Annotated in this window: 12 protein-coding genes; 2 read left to right on the plus strand and 10 right to left on the minus strand. The window is 73.0% G+C overall.

The features are described from left to right. Window positions 1–276: 276 nt before the first annotated feature. The 7 genes from AB0M18_RS03470 to AB0M18_RS03500 form a co-directional block, all read right to left on the minus strand. Window positions 277–849: a TetR/AcrR family transcriptional regulator gene (locus AB0M18_RS03470; RefSeq protein WP_365755125.1), complete on the minus strand. Its 573-nt coding sequence runs from the start codon at window positions 847–849 to the stop codon at window positions 277–279. Between the two features lie 78 nt (window positions 850–927). Further along, a complete protein-coding gene (serA, locus tag AB0M18_RS03475; RefSeq protein ID WP_365755126.1) occupies window positions 928–2,517 on the minus strand; it encodes a phosphoglycerate dehydrogenase in 1,590 nt (529 codons plus the stop codon). Window positions 2,518–2,788: 271 nt separating this feature from the next. Beyond that, the gene (gene ilvC / locus AB0M18_RS03480) at window positions 2,789–3,790 is read right to left on the minus strand and encodes a ketol-acid reductoisomerase (RefSeq protein ID WP_365755127.1); all 1,002 of its coding nucleotides are present in this window, start codon (window positions 3,788–3,790) and stop codon (window positions 2,789–2,791) included. Between the two features lie 127 nt (window positions 3,791–3,917). Continuing rightward, window positions 3,918–4,445 carry an acetolactate synthase small subunit gene (ilvN, locus tag AB0M18_RS03485; RefSeq protein ID WP_116158691.1) on the minus strand — a complete coding sequence of 176 codons (528 nt, stop codon included), beginning with the start codon at window positions 4,443–4,445 and terminating at the stop codon, window positions 3,918–3,920. Window positions 4,446–4,481: 36 nt separating this feature from the next. After that, window positions 4,482–6,335 (minus strand): acetolactate synthase large subunit, encoded by a 1,854-nt coding sequence (locus AB0M18_RS03490; RefSeq protein WP_365755128.1) that lies wholly within the window; start codon window positions 6,333–6,335, stop codon window positions 4,482–4,484. Window positions 6,336–6,549: 214 nt separating this feature from the next. Continuing rightward, a complete protein-coding gene (locus tag AB0M18_RS03495) occupies window positions 6,550–9,438 on the minus strand; it encodes an EAL domain-containing protein (protein WP_365755479.1) in 2,889 nt (962 codons plus the stop codon). Window positions 9,439–9,955: 517 nt separating this feature from the next. Next, window positions 9,956–10,918 carry a 2-hydroxyacid dehydrogenase gene (locus AB0M18_RS03500; protein ID WP_365755129.1) on the minus strand — a complete coding sequence of 321 codons (963 nt, stop codon included), beginning with the start codon at window positions 10,916–10,918 and terminating at the stop codon, window positions 9,956–9,958. A gap of 74 nt (window positions 10,919–10,992) precedes the next feature. Between AB0M18_RS03500 and AB0M18_RS03505 the strand changes: the two genes are divergently transcribed. Further along, entirely contained in the window at window positions 10,993–12,000 is a 1,008-nt protein-coding gene (locus AB0M18_RS03505; RefSeq protein WP_365755130.1) for an aldo/keto reductase, read from the plus strand. 80 nt (window positions 12,001–12,080) lie between these two features. After that, complete coding sequence (locus AB0M18_RS03510) at window positions 12,081–13,229, plus strand: PQQ-dependent sugar dehydrogenase (protein WP_365755131.1); 1,149 nt, start codon at window positions 12,081–12,083, stop codon at window positions 13,227–13,229. Between the two features lie 13 nt (window positions 13,230–13,242). Here AB0M18_RS03510 and AB0M18_RS03515 read toward each other — a convergent pair whose 3' ends face one another. From AB0M18_RS03515 to AB0M18_RS03525, 3 genes are read right to left on the minus strand one after another with little or no spacing between them, the layout of a single operon-like run. Beyond that, window positions 13,243–13,500: a hypothetical protein gene (locus AB0M18_RS03515; RefSeq protein ID WP_365755132.1), complete on the minus strand. Its 258-nt coding sequence runs from the start codon at window positions 13,498–13,500 to the stop codon at window positions 13,243–13,245. 36 nt (window positions 13,501–13,536) lie between these two features. Beyond that, entirely contained in the window at window positions 13,537–16,626 is a 3,090-nt protein-coding gene (locus AB0M18_RS03520; RefSeq protein ID WP_365755133.1) for an AAA family ATPase, read from the minus strand. Between the two features lie 7 nt (window positions 16,627–16,633). After that, a complete protein-coding gene (locus tag AB0M18_RS03525) occupies window positions 16,634–16,795 on the minus strand; it encodes a hypothetical protein (RefSeq protein ID WP_365755134.1) in 162 nt (53 codons plus the stop codon). Window positions 16,796–16,854: the final 59 nt, after the last annotated feature.

A 16,854-nucleotide genomic window follows, 5' to 3' on the forward strand; every position in this document is an offset into this window, starting at 1 on the left:
CGTGCGCTCGCAAGGCGGAGGGTGGGGGCACCACCCGGGCCGCCAAGGCCCAGGGGGAGAGAGCGCAGCGTGCTGCGCCGACGACTGACAACGCAGCGAGCGTGCGTGCAGGGCGCCTCCCGGCAGACGGGACTTCCGACACACGCCCTGGCGGGCTCGCCGGTGGTCTCGGACTCCTCCAGGGCCTGGGCGAGCAGCCGGCCGACCAGCTCGAAGTGCCGCTCGGCCAGGCTCGCGGAGCGCCACCGGACGGACCGGGCGGGCCGAGAGTCCCCCCTACTCCCCCATCAGCACCTTGAGACCCTCGGTCAGGTCGTCCGCGGTCGGCGCGGTCTCCGGGTCGACCACCCACTGGATCATCACACCGGCCGCCAGGGCCTGCATGAGCAGGCCGGCGACCCGGGCCTTCTCGGGGTCCGCCTCCGGGTCGATGCCGAGCATGCCCTCGGCCATGCCGAGCCGGCCCTCCCGCTGCGGCTCCTTGATCGCCTCGCGGAGCTTCTCGTCGTCGTCGAGGCGGGTGACGACCTCGGTCTGGAGCTTCCAGACCGGGCGGCTGGCCTCGGCGGCGTCGATCAGGCGCTCCCAGACGGCGCGGAAGCGCTCGTACGGATCGGCGGGGAGCTTCCCGCCGCCCTCGGCGTCGGCCCCGCCGACCGACTCCCCCCACTCCTCGGTGAGCGCGAGGAAGGCCTGCTGGAGCAGGGCGTCCTTGGAGCCGTAGTGGTAGCCGATGGAGGCGAGGTTGGTGCCGGAGGCGGCCACGACATCGCGGGCGGTGGTGCGCCCGTACCCCTTCTCCAGGAGGCAGCGCTTGGCGCCCTCCAGCAGGTCTTCCTTGTGTCCCATGACAGCACTGTACCCGGCCGCTAGACGCCCGTGTAAGACGGATGTCTAGTGACCGGGTACGGGTCCCTCGCGGGAAGGTCAGACCAGGTTGACCGAGCGGGCCGAGGCCGCGCCGATCTCCTCCGCGATCTCCGCGAGGACCGGCGCCGGGACGGTCTCGTCGACGGTGAGCACGACGAGCGCCTCGCCGCCCTCCACCGTGCGGGAGACCTGCATGCCCGCGATGTTCAGACCGGCCTCGCCGAGGATCCGGCCGACCGTGCCGACGACGCCCGGACGGTCCTCGTAGCGCAGCACCGCCATGTGGTCGGCGAGCGCCAGGTCCACGTCGTAGTCGCCGACCGCGACGATCTTCTGCAGGTGCTTCGGGCCCGCGAGCGTGCCGGAGACCGAGACCTCCTGGCCGTTCGAGAGCGTGCCGCGCACGGTGACCATGTTGCGGTGGTCGGGCGACTCGGAGCTCGTGGTCAGGCGCACCTCGACACCGCGCTCCTGCGCGAACAGCGGGGCGTTGACGTACGACACGGTCTCGTCGACCACGTCCTCGAACACGCCCTTGAGCGCGGAGAGTTCGAGCACCTTCACATCGTGCTGGGTGATCTCGCCGTACACCTCGACGTCCAGGCGGGAGGCGACCTCGCCGGCCAGGGCGGTGAAGATCCGGCCGAGCTTCTCGGCCAGCGGCAGACCCGGCTTCACGTCCTCGGCGATGACGCCGCCCTGGACGTTGACCGCGTCCGGGACGAGCTCGCCGGCGAGCGCCAGGCGCACCGACCTGGCGACCGCGATGCCCGCCTTCTCCTGGGCCTCGTCCGTGGAGGCGCCGAGGTGCGGGGTGCAGACGACCTGGTCGAGCTCGAAGAGCGGGGAGTCCGTGCAGGGCTCCTTCGCGTACACGTCGAGGCCGGCGCCGGCGACCCGGCCCTCCTTGAGCGCCGAGTACAGCGCCGCCTCGTCCACGATCCCGCCGCGCGCGGCGTTGACGATCCGGACCGAGGGCTTGACCTTGTGCAGCGCCTCGTCGCCGATGAGACCGAGGGTCTCCGGGGTCTTCGGCAGGTGGACGGTGATGAAGTCGGCGACCTCGAGCAGCTCGTCCAGGGACAGCAGCTTGACGCCCATCTGGGCGGCGCGGGCCGGCTGCACGTAGGGGTCGTAGGCGACGATCTTCATGCCGAAGGCGGACATGCGCTGGGCGACCAGGACGCCGATGCGGCCGAGGCCGACGACACCGAGGGTCTTCTCGCTGAGCTCGACGCCGGTGTACTTCGAGCGCTTCCACTCGCCGTTCTTCAGCGCGGTGTTGGCCTGCGGGATGTTGCGCGCGGTGGCGACGAGCAGACCGCAGGCGAGCTCGGCGGCGGTGACGATGTTGGAGGTCGGGGCGTTCACGACCATCACGCCGGCCTTGGTGGCGGCGGAGACGTCCACGTTGTCCAGGCCGACACCGGCACGCGCGACGACGCGCAGCTTCTTGGCGGCGGCGATGGCCTCCGCGTCGACCTTGGTCGCGGAGCGGATCAGGATGGCGTCGACGTCGGCGATCGCGGGGAGCAGCTCCGCGCGGTCGGCGCCGTTGCACTGCCGGATCTCGAAGTCCGGGCCCAGTGCGTCCACGGTGGCGGGCGACAGCTCTTCAGCGATGAGTACGACGGGTTTCGAGCTCACGTTGAGTCCTCACAGAGACGGTGCGGACGGCCGTCCCGACGGCCGCAGCGGTGGAGGGGGCTTGCCGCGTGAAAGCGCACGACGCTGTGGGCCAGACGCGATGTTGTTGAGCAGTGTAGTGGTGCGGAGGCACGGTTCCTGCGCCTCGTTGGAAGGATCACCCTTCCGTGGTTGGACGGGGTGTCCAAGGGTGGAGGAAGGGGCCGAACCAACAGGTAGTCCGGCCCCGCCCCCTACGCCCGAGGGGCGTGGGGGGACCCCCGGTGGAGGCTTACGCCTCCTCGTCGTTCACCCAGCTCATGAGCTTGCGCAGCTCCTTGCCGGTGGTCTCCAGGAGGTGCTTCTCGTCCTGGGTCTTGTACTCGTTGTACTTCTTCAGACCGCCGTGGTACTCGTCCATCCAGTTCTTGGCGAAGGTGCCGTCCTGGATCTCGGCGAGGACCTGCTTCATCTCGGCCTTGGTGGCGTCGGTGATGATGCGCGGACCGGTGATGTAGTCGCCCCACTCGGCGGTCTCGGAGACCGACCAGCGCATCTTCTCCAGGCCGCCCTCGTACATGAGGTCGACGATGAGCTTCAGCTCGTGGAGGCACTCGAAGTAGGCGATCTCCGGCTGGTAGCCGGCCTCGACCAGGGTCTCGAAGCCCGCCTTGACGAGCGCGGAGGCGCCGCCGCAGAGCACCGCCTGCTCGCCGAAGAGGTCGGTCTCGGTCTCCTCGGTGAAGGTGGTCTTGATGACACCGGCGCGGGTGCCGCCGATGGCCTTGGCGTACGACAGGGCCAGGGCGAAGGCGCTGCCCGTGGCGTCCTGCTCGACGGCGGCGATCGCCGGAACGCCGCGGCCCTCCTCGTACTGGCGGCGGACCAGGTGGCCGGGGCCCTTCGGGGCGACCAGGGCGACGTCCACGCCGGCCGGGGGCTTGATGAAGCCGAAGCGCACGTTGAAGCCGTGGGCGAAGAAGAGGGCGTCGCCGTCCTTCAGGTGCGGGGCGATGGACTCCTCGTAGACCTTGGCCTGGATCGGGTCCGGGATCAGGATCATGATCACGTCGGCCTCGGCGGCCGCCTCGGCGGGCGTGACCACGCGCAGGCCCTGCTCCTCGGCCTTGGCCTTGGACTTGGAGCCCTCGTGCAGACCGACGCGGACGTCGACACCCGAGTCACGGAGCGACAGCGCGTGGGCGTGGCCCTGGCTGCCGTAACCGATCACCGCGACCTTGCGGCCCTGGATGATCGAGAGGTCGGCGTCGGCGTCGTAGAACAGCTCGGCCACTGGAAATCTCCTTGAGGTGCTGGTGTTGCGTCCCACCGTACGGCGGGGTGCGGAAGGAACGTTGTCGGGTCTCGCCAGGCGGACCGCCGGCCGGACCGGCGGTCGACCCCTGGTGTCGTGCGGTGTATCAGGCGCTGCGGTCGAGGGCACGCAGCGAGCGGTCCGTGATGGACCGGGCCCCGCGCCCTATGGCGATCGTGCCGGACTGGACGAGCTCCTTGATGCCGAACTGCTCCAGCATCTTGAGCATCGCCTCCAGCTTGTCACTCGAACCGGTGGCCTCGATGGTGACCGCCTCGGGCGAGACGTCCACGGTCTTGGCGCGGAACAGCTGGACGATCTCGACGATCTGGGAGCGGGTCTCGTTGTCGGCGCGGACCTTCACCAGGACGAGCTCGCGCTGGATCGCGGCGCTGGGCTCGAGTTCGACGATCTTCAGGACGTTGACCAGCTTGTTGAGCTGCTTGGTCACCTGCTCCAGGGGCAGGTCCTCGACACCGACCACGATGGTGATGCGGGAGATGTCGGGGTGCTCGGTGACACCGACCGCGAGCGAGTCGATGTTGAAGCCGCGGCGGGAGAACAGGGCGGCGATCCGGGCGAGGATGCCGGGCGTGTTCTCGACCAGGACGGAGAGCGTGTGCTTGGTGGACATGGTGTGGGTCTCCTGTTCGCGCTTTCGCTCTTCGCCTCAGTCGTCTTCGCCGTCGCCGAAGTCGGGGCGGACGCCCCGGGCGGCCATGACCTCGTCGTTCGAGGTGCCGGCGGCGACCATCGGCCAGACCTGCGCGTCCTCGTGGACGATGAAGTCGATCACGACCGGGCGGTCGTTGATGGCGTTGGCCTGCTCGATGACCTTGTCGAGGTCGGCCGGGTCCTCACAGCGCAGGGCGACACAGCCCATGGCCTCGGAGAGCTTCACGAAGTCCGGGACACGGGTGCCCTTGGCCTCCGGGTTGACGTCCTCCGGGCCGGAGTGCAGGACCGTGTTGGAGTAGCGCTGGTTGTAGAACAGGGTCTGCCACTGGCGGACCATGCCGAGGGCGCCGTTGTTGATGATGGCGACCTTGATCGGGATGTTGTTCAGCGCGCAGGTGGTGAGCTCCTGGTTGGTCATCTGGAAGCAGCCGTCGCCGTCGACCGCCCAGACCGTGCGGTCCGGCATGCCGGCCTTGGCGCCCATGGCGGCCGGGACCGCGTAGCCCATGGTTCCGGCGCCGCCGGAGTTGAGCCAGGTCGCGGGCTGCTCGTAGTCGATGAAGTGGGCGGCCCACATCTGGTGCTGGCCGACGCCGGCGGCGAAGATCGTGCCCTTGGGCGCGAGCTTGCCGATCCGCTCGATGACCTGCTGCGGCGAGAGGCTGCCGTCCTCCGGCAGGTCGTAGCCGAGCGGGTAGGTCTCGCGCCAGCGGTTCAGGTCGCTCCACCAGGCGGTGTAGTCACCCTTGTGGCCGTCGCTGTGCTCGGCCTGGACGGCCTGGACCAGGTCGGCGATGACCTCGCGGGCGTCACCGACGATCGGGACGTCGGCGGTGCGGTTCTTGCCGATCTCCGCCGGGTCGATGTCGGCGTGGACGATCTTGGCGTACGGGGCGAAGCTGTCCAGCTTGCCGGTGACGCGGTCGTCGAAGCGGGCGCCGAGGGCGACGATCAGGTCGGCCTTCTGCAGCGCGGTGACGGCGGTGACCGCACCGTGCATGCCCGGCATTCCCACGTGCAGCGGGTGGCTGTCGGGGAACGCGCCCAGGGCCATCAGGGTGGTGGTGACCGGGGCGCCGGTGAGCTCCGCGAGGACCTTCAGCTCGGCGGTGGCGCCGGCCTTCAGGACGCCGCCGCCGACGTACAGGACGGGCCGCTTGGCGGCGGTGATCAGCTTGGCGGCCTCGCGGATCTGCTTGGCGTGCGGCTTGGTCACCGGGCGGTAGCCGGGCAGTTCGGTCTGCGGCGGCCAGCTGAAGGTGGTCTTCGCCTGGAGGGCGTCCTTGGCGATGTCGACCAGGACCGGGCCGGGGCGGCCGGTGGAGGCGATGTGGAAGGCCTCGGCGATGGTCCGCGGGATGTCCTCGGCCCGGGTGACCAGGAAGTTGTGCTTGGTGATCGGCATCGTGATGCCGCAGATGTCCGCCTCCTGGAAGGCGTCCGTGCCGATCGCCTTGGAGGAGACCTGACCGGTGATCGCGACCAGCGGGACGGAGTCCATGTGGGCGTCGGCGATCGGGGTGACCAGGTTGGTCGCGCCCGGGCCCGAGGTCGCCATGCAGACGCCGACCTTGCCGGTGGCCTGCGCGTAACCGGTGGCGGCGTGGCCCGCGCCCTGCTCGTGGCGGACCAGGATGTGCCGCACCCGCTTCGAGTCCATCATCGGGTCGTACGCCGGGAGGATCGCGCCGCCCGGAATGCCGAAGACGGTGTCGGCGCCCACTTCCTCGAGAGAGCGGATGAGGGACTGCGCACCCGTGACGTGCTCGACGGTGGTGGCGGGCTGTGCGCCGCTACGGGTCCGCGGCTGCGGATGGTGCCCGGTGGCCTGCTCGGTCATCAGCATTCTCTTCTCGAAGCAGAGGTTTTTGCGAGGGTTTGGTACGACTTCGGGGTGATCCGGTGCAACAAAAAACCCCTCGTGCCGATAGGCAAGCGAGGGGAGCGCGTCGGGTGCGTTTCAGGCGGGCCTTCCTTGGCCTGCCTCAGCCGACGCGCTGTCCAAGTACGAGAATTCGGGTGCGCATGGCACTGACCCTCTCGCCGACGCACTGCCACTGTCAAGTGGGTGGGACGGGCGTCTCACCATGTGAGCGGGCAGGGGGCCGGTTTCCGGCGCTCACCGGGACCGCCCCGGGCAGCGGATACTCGTCCCGCACCAGGGCCCTGCGCAGCCGGTACTCGTCCAGCGGGCCGGAGAACGCCATGCCCTGGCCGTGGGTGCAGCCCATGGAGCGCAGGGCGAGCACCTGCTCGGGCATGTCCACGCCGTCGGCCACGGACTGCATCCCGAGGTCGCCGGCGATCCGGAGCAGCCCGCTGGTGATCTTGCGCAGTCTGGCCGATTCCACGATGCCCTCGACCAGGCCGCGGTCCAGCTTCAGTATGTCGACCGGGAGCCGCCGCAGGGCGTTGATCGCGGCATGTCCGCTGCCGAATCCGTCCAGGGCGATCTTGACGCCGAGCCGGCGCAGCGCCGCCAGGCGCTGCTCCAGCTCGTCGAAGGAGACCCGGGGGTCCCGGGGGTCGCTGTCGGCGAGTTCGACGATCAACGAGCCGGAGGGCAGCCCGTGCCGGGTGAGCAGGGACTCGACGGAGCCCAGCGGCAGGGAGCGGTCGAGCAGCCGGCGGGCGGAGAGCCGCACGGTCACCGGGGCACGATGGCCGATCCCGGCCCGCTCGGCGGCCTGCTCGACGGCCTCCTCCAGGAGCCGGCGGCCGAGCTCGGCGGTGCGCTCGCCGTCCTCGGCGACCCGCAGGAACTCGGCCGGAGTGAAGAGGATGCCCTGGGCGGAGCGCCAGCGGGCCTGGGCGGCGACGGCCGCGATCCGGCCGGTGCTCAGATCGACCACGGGCTGGTGGAGCAGGGCGAACTCGCCGTCGTGCAGAGCGGTGCGCAACCGGGTGGCGAGCTCGGTGCGGCGTACGACCTCGGCCTGCATCTGCGGGGCGTAGAGCTCGACCCGGTCCTTGCCGGCGGCCTTGGCCCGGTACATGGCGAGGTCGGCGTTGCGCAGCAGGTCGCCCGCGCTGATCCCGGGCTCGGCGAAGGCGACGCCGATGGAGGCGGCGACCCGCACCTCGTTGGCGCCGTCCACGCGGTACGGCTGGGAGAGCGTGGCCCGCAGCCGGTCGGCGATCTCGGCCACCCGGCACTCGCGGTCGGCCCGGTCGCGGTTGCCGTCGCCGAGGATGAGCGCGGCGAACTCGTCGCCGCCGAGCCGGGCCGCGGTGTCCCCGGCCCGCACGGACTCCTGGAGCCGGCGGCCGGCCTGTACGAGGAGTTCGTCGCCGGCCTGGTGGCCGAGCCGGTCGTTGACCGCCTTGAAGCCGTCGAGGTCGATGAAGAGCACGGCGGTGCCGATGTCGGTGGCGCGGCGGCCGCTCAGCGCGCCGCGCACCCGCTCGGTGAAAAGGGCCCGGTTGGGCAGGTCGGTGAGCGGGTCGTGCTCGGCGTTGTGGCGCAACTGGGCCTGGAGCCGGACCCGTTCGGTCACGTCGCGGCTGTTGAAGATCAGCCCGCCCTGGTGCCGGTTGACGGTGGACTCGACGTTGAGCCAGTCGCCGCGGCCGGAGCGGAAGCGGCACTCGATCCGGGTGGTGGGCTCCTCGGAGGGCGGGGCGGCCAGGAAGCGGCGCACCTCGTGGACGACGCCGCCGAGGTCCTCGGGGTGGATGAGGGAGGCCAGTTCGGAGCCGATCAGCTCCTCGGCCTCGCGGCCGTACACCCCGGCGGCGGCCGGGCTGACGTAGCGCAGTATGCCGGTGGGCGCGGCGATCATGATGACGTCGCTGGAGCCCTGCACGAGCGACCTGAAGTGGTTCTCCTTCTGGGCCAGTTCGTGGGTGAGGGCGATGTTGTCGAGCAGCATGATGCCCTGCCGGACGACCAGCGCGAGCACGACCGTGCATCCGGTGAGGACGACGACGCGGTCGACGCTGCGGCCCTCGACGACGTTGTAGAGGATGCTCAGGGTGCAGACGGCGGCCGCGAGGTACGGCGTGAGCGCGGCGAGCGAGCCGGCGAGGGGGCGGCTGTGCGGGTGCCGGGCGCGGGCGGCGGGGCCGGGGTCGACATGCCGGCGCACGCCCCAGGGGGCGTACGCGAGCAGCAGGGAGCCCGCGAACCAGCCGGCGTCGAGGAGCTGGCCGGAGCTGTAGTGCTCGCGCAGCAGCGGCGAGGTGAACAGCGCGTCGCACAGCACGGTCAGGGCGAGCGCGGCGATGGCGGTGTGGACGGCCGAGCGGTTGAAGTGGGAGCGGCGGAAGTGCAGCGCGAGCACCATGCTGACGAGCACGATGTCGAGCAGGGGGTACGCGAGGGAGAGCGCCGCGCGGGCGACGCTCTCGCCCGGCACGTACGCGGTGTGCGCGAGGGCGAGGCTCCAGGACAGGGTGAGCAGGGAGCCGCCGATCAGCCAGGAGTCGAGGCCGAGGCAGACCCAGCCGGCCTTGGTGACGGGCTTCTTGGCGAGGACGAGCAGCCCGACGATGGCGGGCGGGGCGAAGAGCAGGAAGCAGAGGTCCGCGGCGGAGGGGCTGGGCACCCCGCGGCGGAGCACGACCTCGTACCACCCCCAGACGGCGTTCCCGGCGGCGGCCATGAAGGACGAGAAGGCGAAGAGGTACCAGGCGGGGCGGAAGGCGCGGCCCCGGCCCCGGGCGTACAGGAAGCAGGAGACGGCGGCGGTGAGCGCGGCGGCGCTCAGCCCGAAGTCGCCCATGACGAGGGCGAGGTCCGCGGAACCCCAGCCGACGGCGGCGCCGGTGGCATAGCCGCCGCAGACCAGGCCGAGGCCGACCTGCCCGAGGACCCCGCCCGCGCCGGGACGGGGCCGCCCGGGACGCCGCCCGCGCCCGGGTACGGGTGCCCCGGAGCCGGCGCCCGGTCCGGAGCCGGGTCCGGCGGCGCCGGGGGCGACGGGGGCGGTGAGCGCGGCGGTGCTCATCCGCTCCTCCGGGGCCTCGCCGGGATGCGGCTGCGCCGCGAGGGCGTCGGCGGGGCCTTCGGAGCGCGGTACGGCGTGGCTGCCGCAGCCGCCGGACGGCTCGCCGCGCTCCTCGCAGCGGGTGCCGGCCGCGCGGGGCGCGGGCACGGCCACTGCGCCGGGGCCGGGGCCGGTCGGCGGGTGGGCGCCGCGGCCGTCCGCGGCGGGTCCTGAGGCGCGGGCGGGCTGGTCCGGCACCGGCCGGCCCGGCAGGGCGGCCGCGAGACGCGGGGCGGCCGGCGGCGGCACCGTCGCGTCGGATCGTCGGTCGCTCGGCCGTGCTCCACCCGTCGCCCCCCTCGGAATCTGATGTCCCGTCACTCTCGCTCCCCAGCGTCTGCCCGTTCTCGACGCAGTCCCCCGCTCCGGGACCATACACCAGGATCGTCACTCAGGGACAGGGGTGGAGTACTCTCCGTGACGACCAGGGGGCTCATGAGGAGCGCACTCGGGGGGCGCACGCCCCCGGGGCGCCGGCTCAGGTGGTGAGGACCACGTTGGCCAGGTCCTCACCCGCGGCGAAGCGGGTCAGCTGCGCCGCGATCAGACGCTTGGCGCGCGGCATGAACGCCGAGGTGGAGCCGCCCACATGGGGGCTCACCAGCACACCGGGAGCGTGCCACAGGGGGTGCCCGGCCGGCAGCGGTTCCGGGTCGGTGACATCGAGTGCCGCACGGATCCGGCCGCTCTCGACCTCCTTCAGGAGCGCGGCGGTGTCCACCACCGGGCCGCGCGACACGTTGACCAGGAGGGCCCCGTCCTTCATCCGGGCGAGGAAGTCCGCGCCGGCCAGCTGCCGGGTCTCGGGGGTGAGCGGGGTCGACAGCACGACCACATCGGCCTGCGGCAGTTGCGCGGCCAGTTCGGACAGCGGAAGCACCGGCCCGCGCGCGGTGGTGCGCGCCGAGCGCGCGACGCGGACGATCCGCGCGCACTCGAACGGAGCGAGCCGGTCCTCGATGGCGGCGCCGATCGATCCGTACCCGACGATCAGCACGGACTTGTCGGCGAGCGCCGGGTAGAAGCCGGACCGCCACTCCTCCGCGTCCTGACCGCGCACGAAGCCGGGAATGCCGCGCAGCGAGGCGAGGATCAGCGCGAGGGTGAGCTCCGCGGTGCTGGCCTCGTGCACGCCCCTGGCGTTGCACAGGCGCACGCCGGAGCGCAGCGCGCCGATGCCGGGCGTGACATGGTCGACTCCGGCGGAGAGCGTCTGCACCGCGCGCACCGAGGACATCCCGGCGAGCGGACGGACCGCGATCTCCTCGCCCTTCATGTAGGGCACGACGTAGAAGGCGCACCGCGCGGGATCGGCCGGGAAGTCCGGCCCGCCGTCCCAGAAGCGGTAGTTCAGGCCCGACGCGCCCGGCTCCGGAAGTCCGTCGATCTCGTCGGCGGGAATCGGAAGCCACACGTCAGCGGCGGTGTCATCGAGTGTCATGACCGGGAGGCTATGCGAAGAATCCCGCGCGCCATTGGTTACTTTGGGGGCTGCACAGGGAGGGGTAGCGGCACGTGGAGCGCAGGACGATCGGGGCGGCGGCGCTCGGGGTGGGTGCGGTGGGGCTCGGGTGCATGCCGATGAACTGGGCTTACAGCTCCTCCGAGCAGCGGGGCGACCGTTCCCTGCGCACGGTGCACGCGGCCCTGGACGCCGGGACGACCCTGCTCGACACCGCTGACATGTACGGACCGTTCACCAACGAGCTGCTTCTCGGACGGGTGCTGAAGGAGCGTCGGGTGGACGCCTTCGTGTCGACGAAGTGCGGGCTGCTCGTGGGCGACGGGCATGTGGTGGCCAACGGGCGCCCCGGCTATGTGCGTCGGGCCTGCGACGCCTCGCTGCGGCGGCTGCAGACCGATGTGATCGACCTCTACCAGCTGCACCGGGCCGACCCCGAGGTGCCGGTGGAGGAGACCTGGGGTGCGATGGCCGATCTCGTACGGGCCGGGAAGGTGCGGGCGCTCGGATTGTGCGCGGTGGGCGCCCGGACCCGGTTCTTCCGGCGGCCGGTGACCGGCGGCGGCTTTGACGGAACGATCCGGCAGCTGGAGCGGATCCAGCAGGTGTTCCCGGTGAGCGCGGTCGAGGCGGAGCTGTCGGTGTGGTCGCCGGAGGCCCTCGACCGGCTGCTGCCGTGGTGCGCGGCGCGGGGTGTGGGCTTCCTGGCCGCGATGCCGCTGGGCAGTGGTTTCCTCACCGGCACGCTGACGCCCGGCGGCGGTTTCGAGGAGGACGACCCGCGGGCCCGGCACCCGCGGTTCACGGCCGAGATGATGGCCGCGAACCAGCCGCTGGTGGCCGGCCTGCGCCGGGTCGCGGCCCGGCACGGCGCGGACGTCACCCCGGCGCAGGTCGCCCTCGCCTGGGTGCTCGCCCAGGGCCCGCACGTCGTCCCGATCCCGGGCGCCAAGCGGGAGCGCTGGGCGGTGGAGAACGCCCGGGCGGCCGAGCTCGTCCTCGACGCCGCCGACCTGACGGAGATCGCGGCGCTTCCGGCGGCCCGGGGGTCGTGGGACTGAGTGGTGTCCGGGCCCCTGTCGGTCCGGCGGTGTATCAAGGAAGGAGCCGCCGGAACGCCGCCGCCGGAAGGGATCGGGACATGGGCCGAGGCCGAGTCGTCAGCAGGACACGGGCGGGCAGGGCACTGGCGGTCGGCGCGGCCGCGCTGCTGTTCGCCGCCGGATGCTCCTCCGGGCCGTCCTCCGCCCCTTCCGCCCCACCCTCCAGCCCACCGCCGGCGTCCTCCGCGCCCGCGCCGACCGGCTCCCCCGCCGCAGGCACGGTCCGGGTCGCGGGCACCCTCACCGAGGGCCTGAAGTCGCCGTGGGGTCTGGCGGAGCTGCCCGGCGGGGACCTGCTCGTGTCGTCACGGGACGAGCGGACGGTCACCCGGGTCGACGGGCACACCGGCCGGCAGACCCCGCTCGGCGTGGTGCCGGGGGTCGAGCCGGGCGGTGAGGGCGGGCTGCTCGGCCTGGCCGTGCGGGAGGGCTGGGTGTACGCGTATCTGACCGGCGGGTCCGACAACCGGATCGTCCGGATGCGGTACGGCGGCGGGGCGGGCGACCGGCTCGGGGCGCCGGAGCCGGTGCTCGCCGGCCTTCCCAAGGGCTTCGTCCACGACGGCGGGCGGATCGCGTTCGGCCCGGACGGGATGCTGTACGCGGGGACCGGCGAGACCGGGCGGGCCGGCCTCGCGCAGGACCGGGACTCGCTCGGCGGGAAGATCCTGCGGATGACTCCGGAGGGCCGCCCGGCGCCCGGCAACCCCTTCCCGGACTCCCTCGTCTACTCGTACGGCCACCGCAATGTCCAGGGCCTCGCCTGGGACGCCGACGGACGTCTCTGGGCGTCGGAGTTCGGCCAGAACACCTGGGACGAGCTGAACCTGATCCGGCCCGGCCGGAACTACGGCTGGCCGGTGGTGGAGGGCGCGGCCGGGCGGGCCGGCTACACCGACCCGGTGGCCCAGTGGCCGACCTCGGAGGCCTCCCCGAGCGGCATCGCGTACGCCCGGGGCGCGATCTGGATGGCCGGGCTGCGCGGCGAGCGTCTGTGGCGCATTCCGCTCTCCGGCGCGGAACGATCCGGGGAGCCGGTGGCGTTCCTGGAGGGTGAGTACGGACGGCTGCGCACGGTCCAGGCGACCGCGGGCGGCGATCGGCTCTGGCTGGTGACGAACGAGACCGACTCCCGGGGCACCCCGGGTCCCGGCGACGACCGGATCCTGCGGCTGGAGCTCGGCTGACGCCGCGCCTCGGCTACTCCTCTATCAACGACTGGTCGAGAATCGCGACCGAGACGAGGATCAGGAAGGCCCGGTGAACCATGTAGTCCACTGTGAGGCCGGGCGACACCGAGACGACCCGGATGTCCTCGCCGCTGACGGCCTGGGACACCGGCGTGAACGGGTCCTCGGCGAGCTTGAGCAGGCCGCGCTCAAGGAGCTTGCGGCGCTCCTCGGGCAGGGCGTCCCGCTGCGCGGCGGCACGCTCCGTGAACTCGATCTGGTACAACACAGTTCCTCCGCGTGTGGTGGCCGTCTCCAGTATGGCTCACCGGCCCTCGGCCGGGAGCCCGTCCAGCAGCCGCAGCCGGTGGGCCAGCGCCGCCGCCTCGCCCCGCCCCGCGACGCCCAGTTTGGCGAGGATGTTGGAGACGTGGACGCTCGCCGTCTTCGGCGAGATGAAGAGCTCCTCGGCGATCTGGCGGTTGGTGCGCCCGGCGGCGACCAGCCGCAGGACGTCCTGTTCGCGCGGGGTGAGGCCGAAGGCGTCGCCTTCCGGTTCCGGCCGCTCCGGGGTGTCCGGGGCGGCGGAGGGCGGGGCGAGGCGGGCACGGGCGGCGAGCAGTTCGACGTCCTCGCGCAGCGGCTGTGCTCCGAGGCGTACGGCGGTGGCGTGGGCGGCGCGGAGCAGGGCGGCGGCCTCCTCCCGCCGGCCGCCGTCGGCGAGCAGCGCGTCGGCGAGGCGGTGCCGGGCCATGGCCAGCTCGTAGGGCCGGTCGAGCGGCTCGACGGCGGCGAGGACCTCCGCCCGGCGTTCCGCGCTGTCCCGGCCCTCGGCGCGGGCCAGCTCGGCGGAGACATGCAGGGAGTACGCCTGCCAGACGGGCGCCGGCGCGGCCATGCCGCGTACGAAACGGCGGATCCGGTCGAGGGCCTCGGCGCGGCCCTCGGCTGCGGCGGGCAGGCCCCGGGCGTCGGCCTCCGCGGTGACGGCGGCGGCGGCGAGCGGCCAGCCGTAGCGGTGGGTGCCGGGCGGGCACCCGTCCGCGACCGCCGCGGCGAACCCCGCCCGTACGTCGTCGAGCCTGCCCTCGGCGGCGGCGATGTGAGCCGTCACCTCGGCCATCGGAAGCGTGTACTGCGGGATCGGGTCGCGGCTGCCGTAGCGGGCGGCCGCCTCGGACAGCCGGGCGGTGGCCTGGGCCGGTTCGCCCCGGACGACGGCGAGGTGGGCGAGCAGCAGCTGCGCGGTGACGCCCGGCTTGGAGGCGCCGGCCCCGGTGCGGAGCAGCGCCTCGGTCTCCTCCTGCACCCGGTCCCACTCGCCGAGGGAGAGCAGGGACTCGGCGAGGTTGGCGCGGACCCAGCCGACGCTGTCGACGAGGCCGTGGGCGCGGGCGGATTCGATGCCGGCGGTGGCGACCTCGACGGCCTCCCGGGAGCGGCCGAGGCCTTCGAGGACGGAGGAGATGTTGACGTAGGTGCGCGAGGCCTCGTGGAACTGGCCGAGGGCCAGGGTCCGTTCGCGTACCTCGTGGAGCTGGGCGAGTCCCGCCTCGGGGTCGCCCGAGGCGACCATGAGGGTGCCGAGGGTGCCACGGGCGGCGAGTTCGATGGCCTCGGCCTTGACCAACCGGGCGTATTCGACGGCGCGTTCGGCGTCGGCGACGGCCTCGGGGCCGGGGTTGCGGAGCATGCCCCAGCCGGCGGCGACGCCGAGGACCACGGCGTGCACGGCGGACGGCGGCAGGCCGCGGACGAGTTCCTGGGCGCGGGCGATCTCGGCCCAGCCGTCGCCGCGGGCCAGGGCGGACTGGAGGCGGGCGCGTTCGACGTAGAACCAGGCGGCGCGCAGCGGGTCGTGCTCCTCCCCGCTGTCGAGGATCCGCAGCGCGGTGCGGCCGATCTTGAGGGCGCGTTCGCGTTCGCCGGAGAGCCGGGCGGCGACGGCGGCCTCGGCGAGCAGGTCGAGATGGCGCAGCGGGGTCTCGGGGTCGCAGCCGCAGGCAGGGTAGGAATCGGCGTAGTCGAGGGGGCGCAGGGCGGCGCGGACCTCGTCGGGGGCCTCGTCCCAGAGTTCCATGGCCCGTTCGAGGAGCCGGAGTTGTTCGGCGTAGGCGTAGCGCTTGCGGGCCTCGACGGAGGCGCGCAGGACGGCGGGCAGGGCGCGGGCGGCGTCGCGGGCGTGGTACCAGTACGTGGCGAGCCGGGTAGCGCGTTCGTCGGCGCGGACGAGCGCGGGGTCGGCCTCCAGGGCCTCGGCGTAGCGCCGGTGCAGCCGGGAGCGTTCGCCGGGCAGCAGGTCGTCGCTGACGGCCTCGCGGACCAGGGAGTGGCGGAAGCGGTAGCCGTCGCCGTCGGGGGCGGCGAGCAGGATGTTGGCGCCGACGGCGGCGCGCAGGGCCTCGATGAGGGTGTCCTCGGGCAGTCCGGCGACGGCGGCGAGCAGGTCGAAGCCGACGGTGGAGCCGCCTTCGGCGGCGATCCGGACGACCCGCTGGGCGGCCTCGGGCAGGGTTTCGACGCGGACCAGGAGCAGGTCTCGCAGGGAGTCGCTGAGCGCGCCGGCGGCGCAGCCGGACTCGTGGGAGGCGATGAGTTCCTCGACGAAGAAGGCGTTGCCGTCGGAGCGGGCGAAGACCTGGTCGAGGAGGGCGGGGTCGGGTTCGGCGGCGAGGATGCCGGTGAGCTGGCGGTGCACCTCTGCGCGGGTGAAGCGGGCGAGTTCGATGCGGCGGACGGAGCGCAGCCGGTCGAGTTCGGCGAGCAGCGGGCGCAGCGGATGGCGGCGGTGGATGTCGTCGGCGCGGTAGGTGGCGACGACGGTGATGCGGCCGTGGGCGAGGGTGCGGAAGAGGTAGGCGAGCAGGTGCCGGGTGGACGCGTCGGCCCAGTGCAGGTCCTCCAGGACGAGCGCGACGGTGCGCTCGGCGGCGAGGCCTTCGAGGAGCCGTACGGTGAGTTCGAAGAGGCGGGCGGTGGCCTCCTCGGCGGCGGGTTCGTGGCCCGCGGGGTCGCCGAGTTCGGGGAGGAGGCGGGCGAGTTCGCCCTCCTGTCCCGCGGCGGCCGCGGCGAACTCCTCGGGCAGTTCGCGGCGCAGCGCGCGCAGGGCGGTGGAGAAGGGGGCGAAGGGCAGTCCGTCGGCGCCGATCTCGACGCAGCCGCCGAGGGCGACGACGGCGCCGGCGGCGCGGGCGCGGGCGGTGAACTCCTCGACGAGGCGGGTCTTCCCGACCCCGGCCTCGCCGCCGAGGAGGAGGGCCTGGGGCTCTCCCGCGCCGCCGCGGGAGAGCGCCTCGGTGAGGGCGGTGAGTTCGCCGGCCCGGCCGACGAAGACGGGGCTGACTGACCTGGTCTCCACGGCGCCGAGCATCGCACAGGCGTCCGCCGGTGCGCTCGTACGGGGGGCGTGCGGCATCCCGGGGTCACGCGGCCCGGACGAAGCGGTGCCGCTGGGCGCTCACCCGCCCCTCGGGTTCGTCGCGCCCGCTGCGGGCGGCCTTGCGGGCCTCCCGGGCGAGGCGCTGGGCGGCGGCCCGGGCGACGAGCTCGTTGTGGCGGGCCTGGTGGAGTTCGTACGCGAACATGAGGTTCTCCCTGGGTTCTCGGCCTTCGGTATCGCTCCTTGCGATGCCTCTACTGTCGT

Source organism: Streptomyces sp. NPDC051909 (assembly GCF_040681095.1).
Classification (GTDB): Bacteria; Actinomycetota; Actinomycetes; order Streptomycetales; family Streptomycetaceae; genus Streptomyces.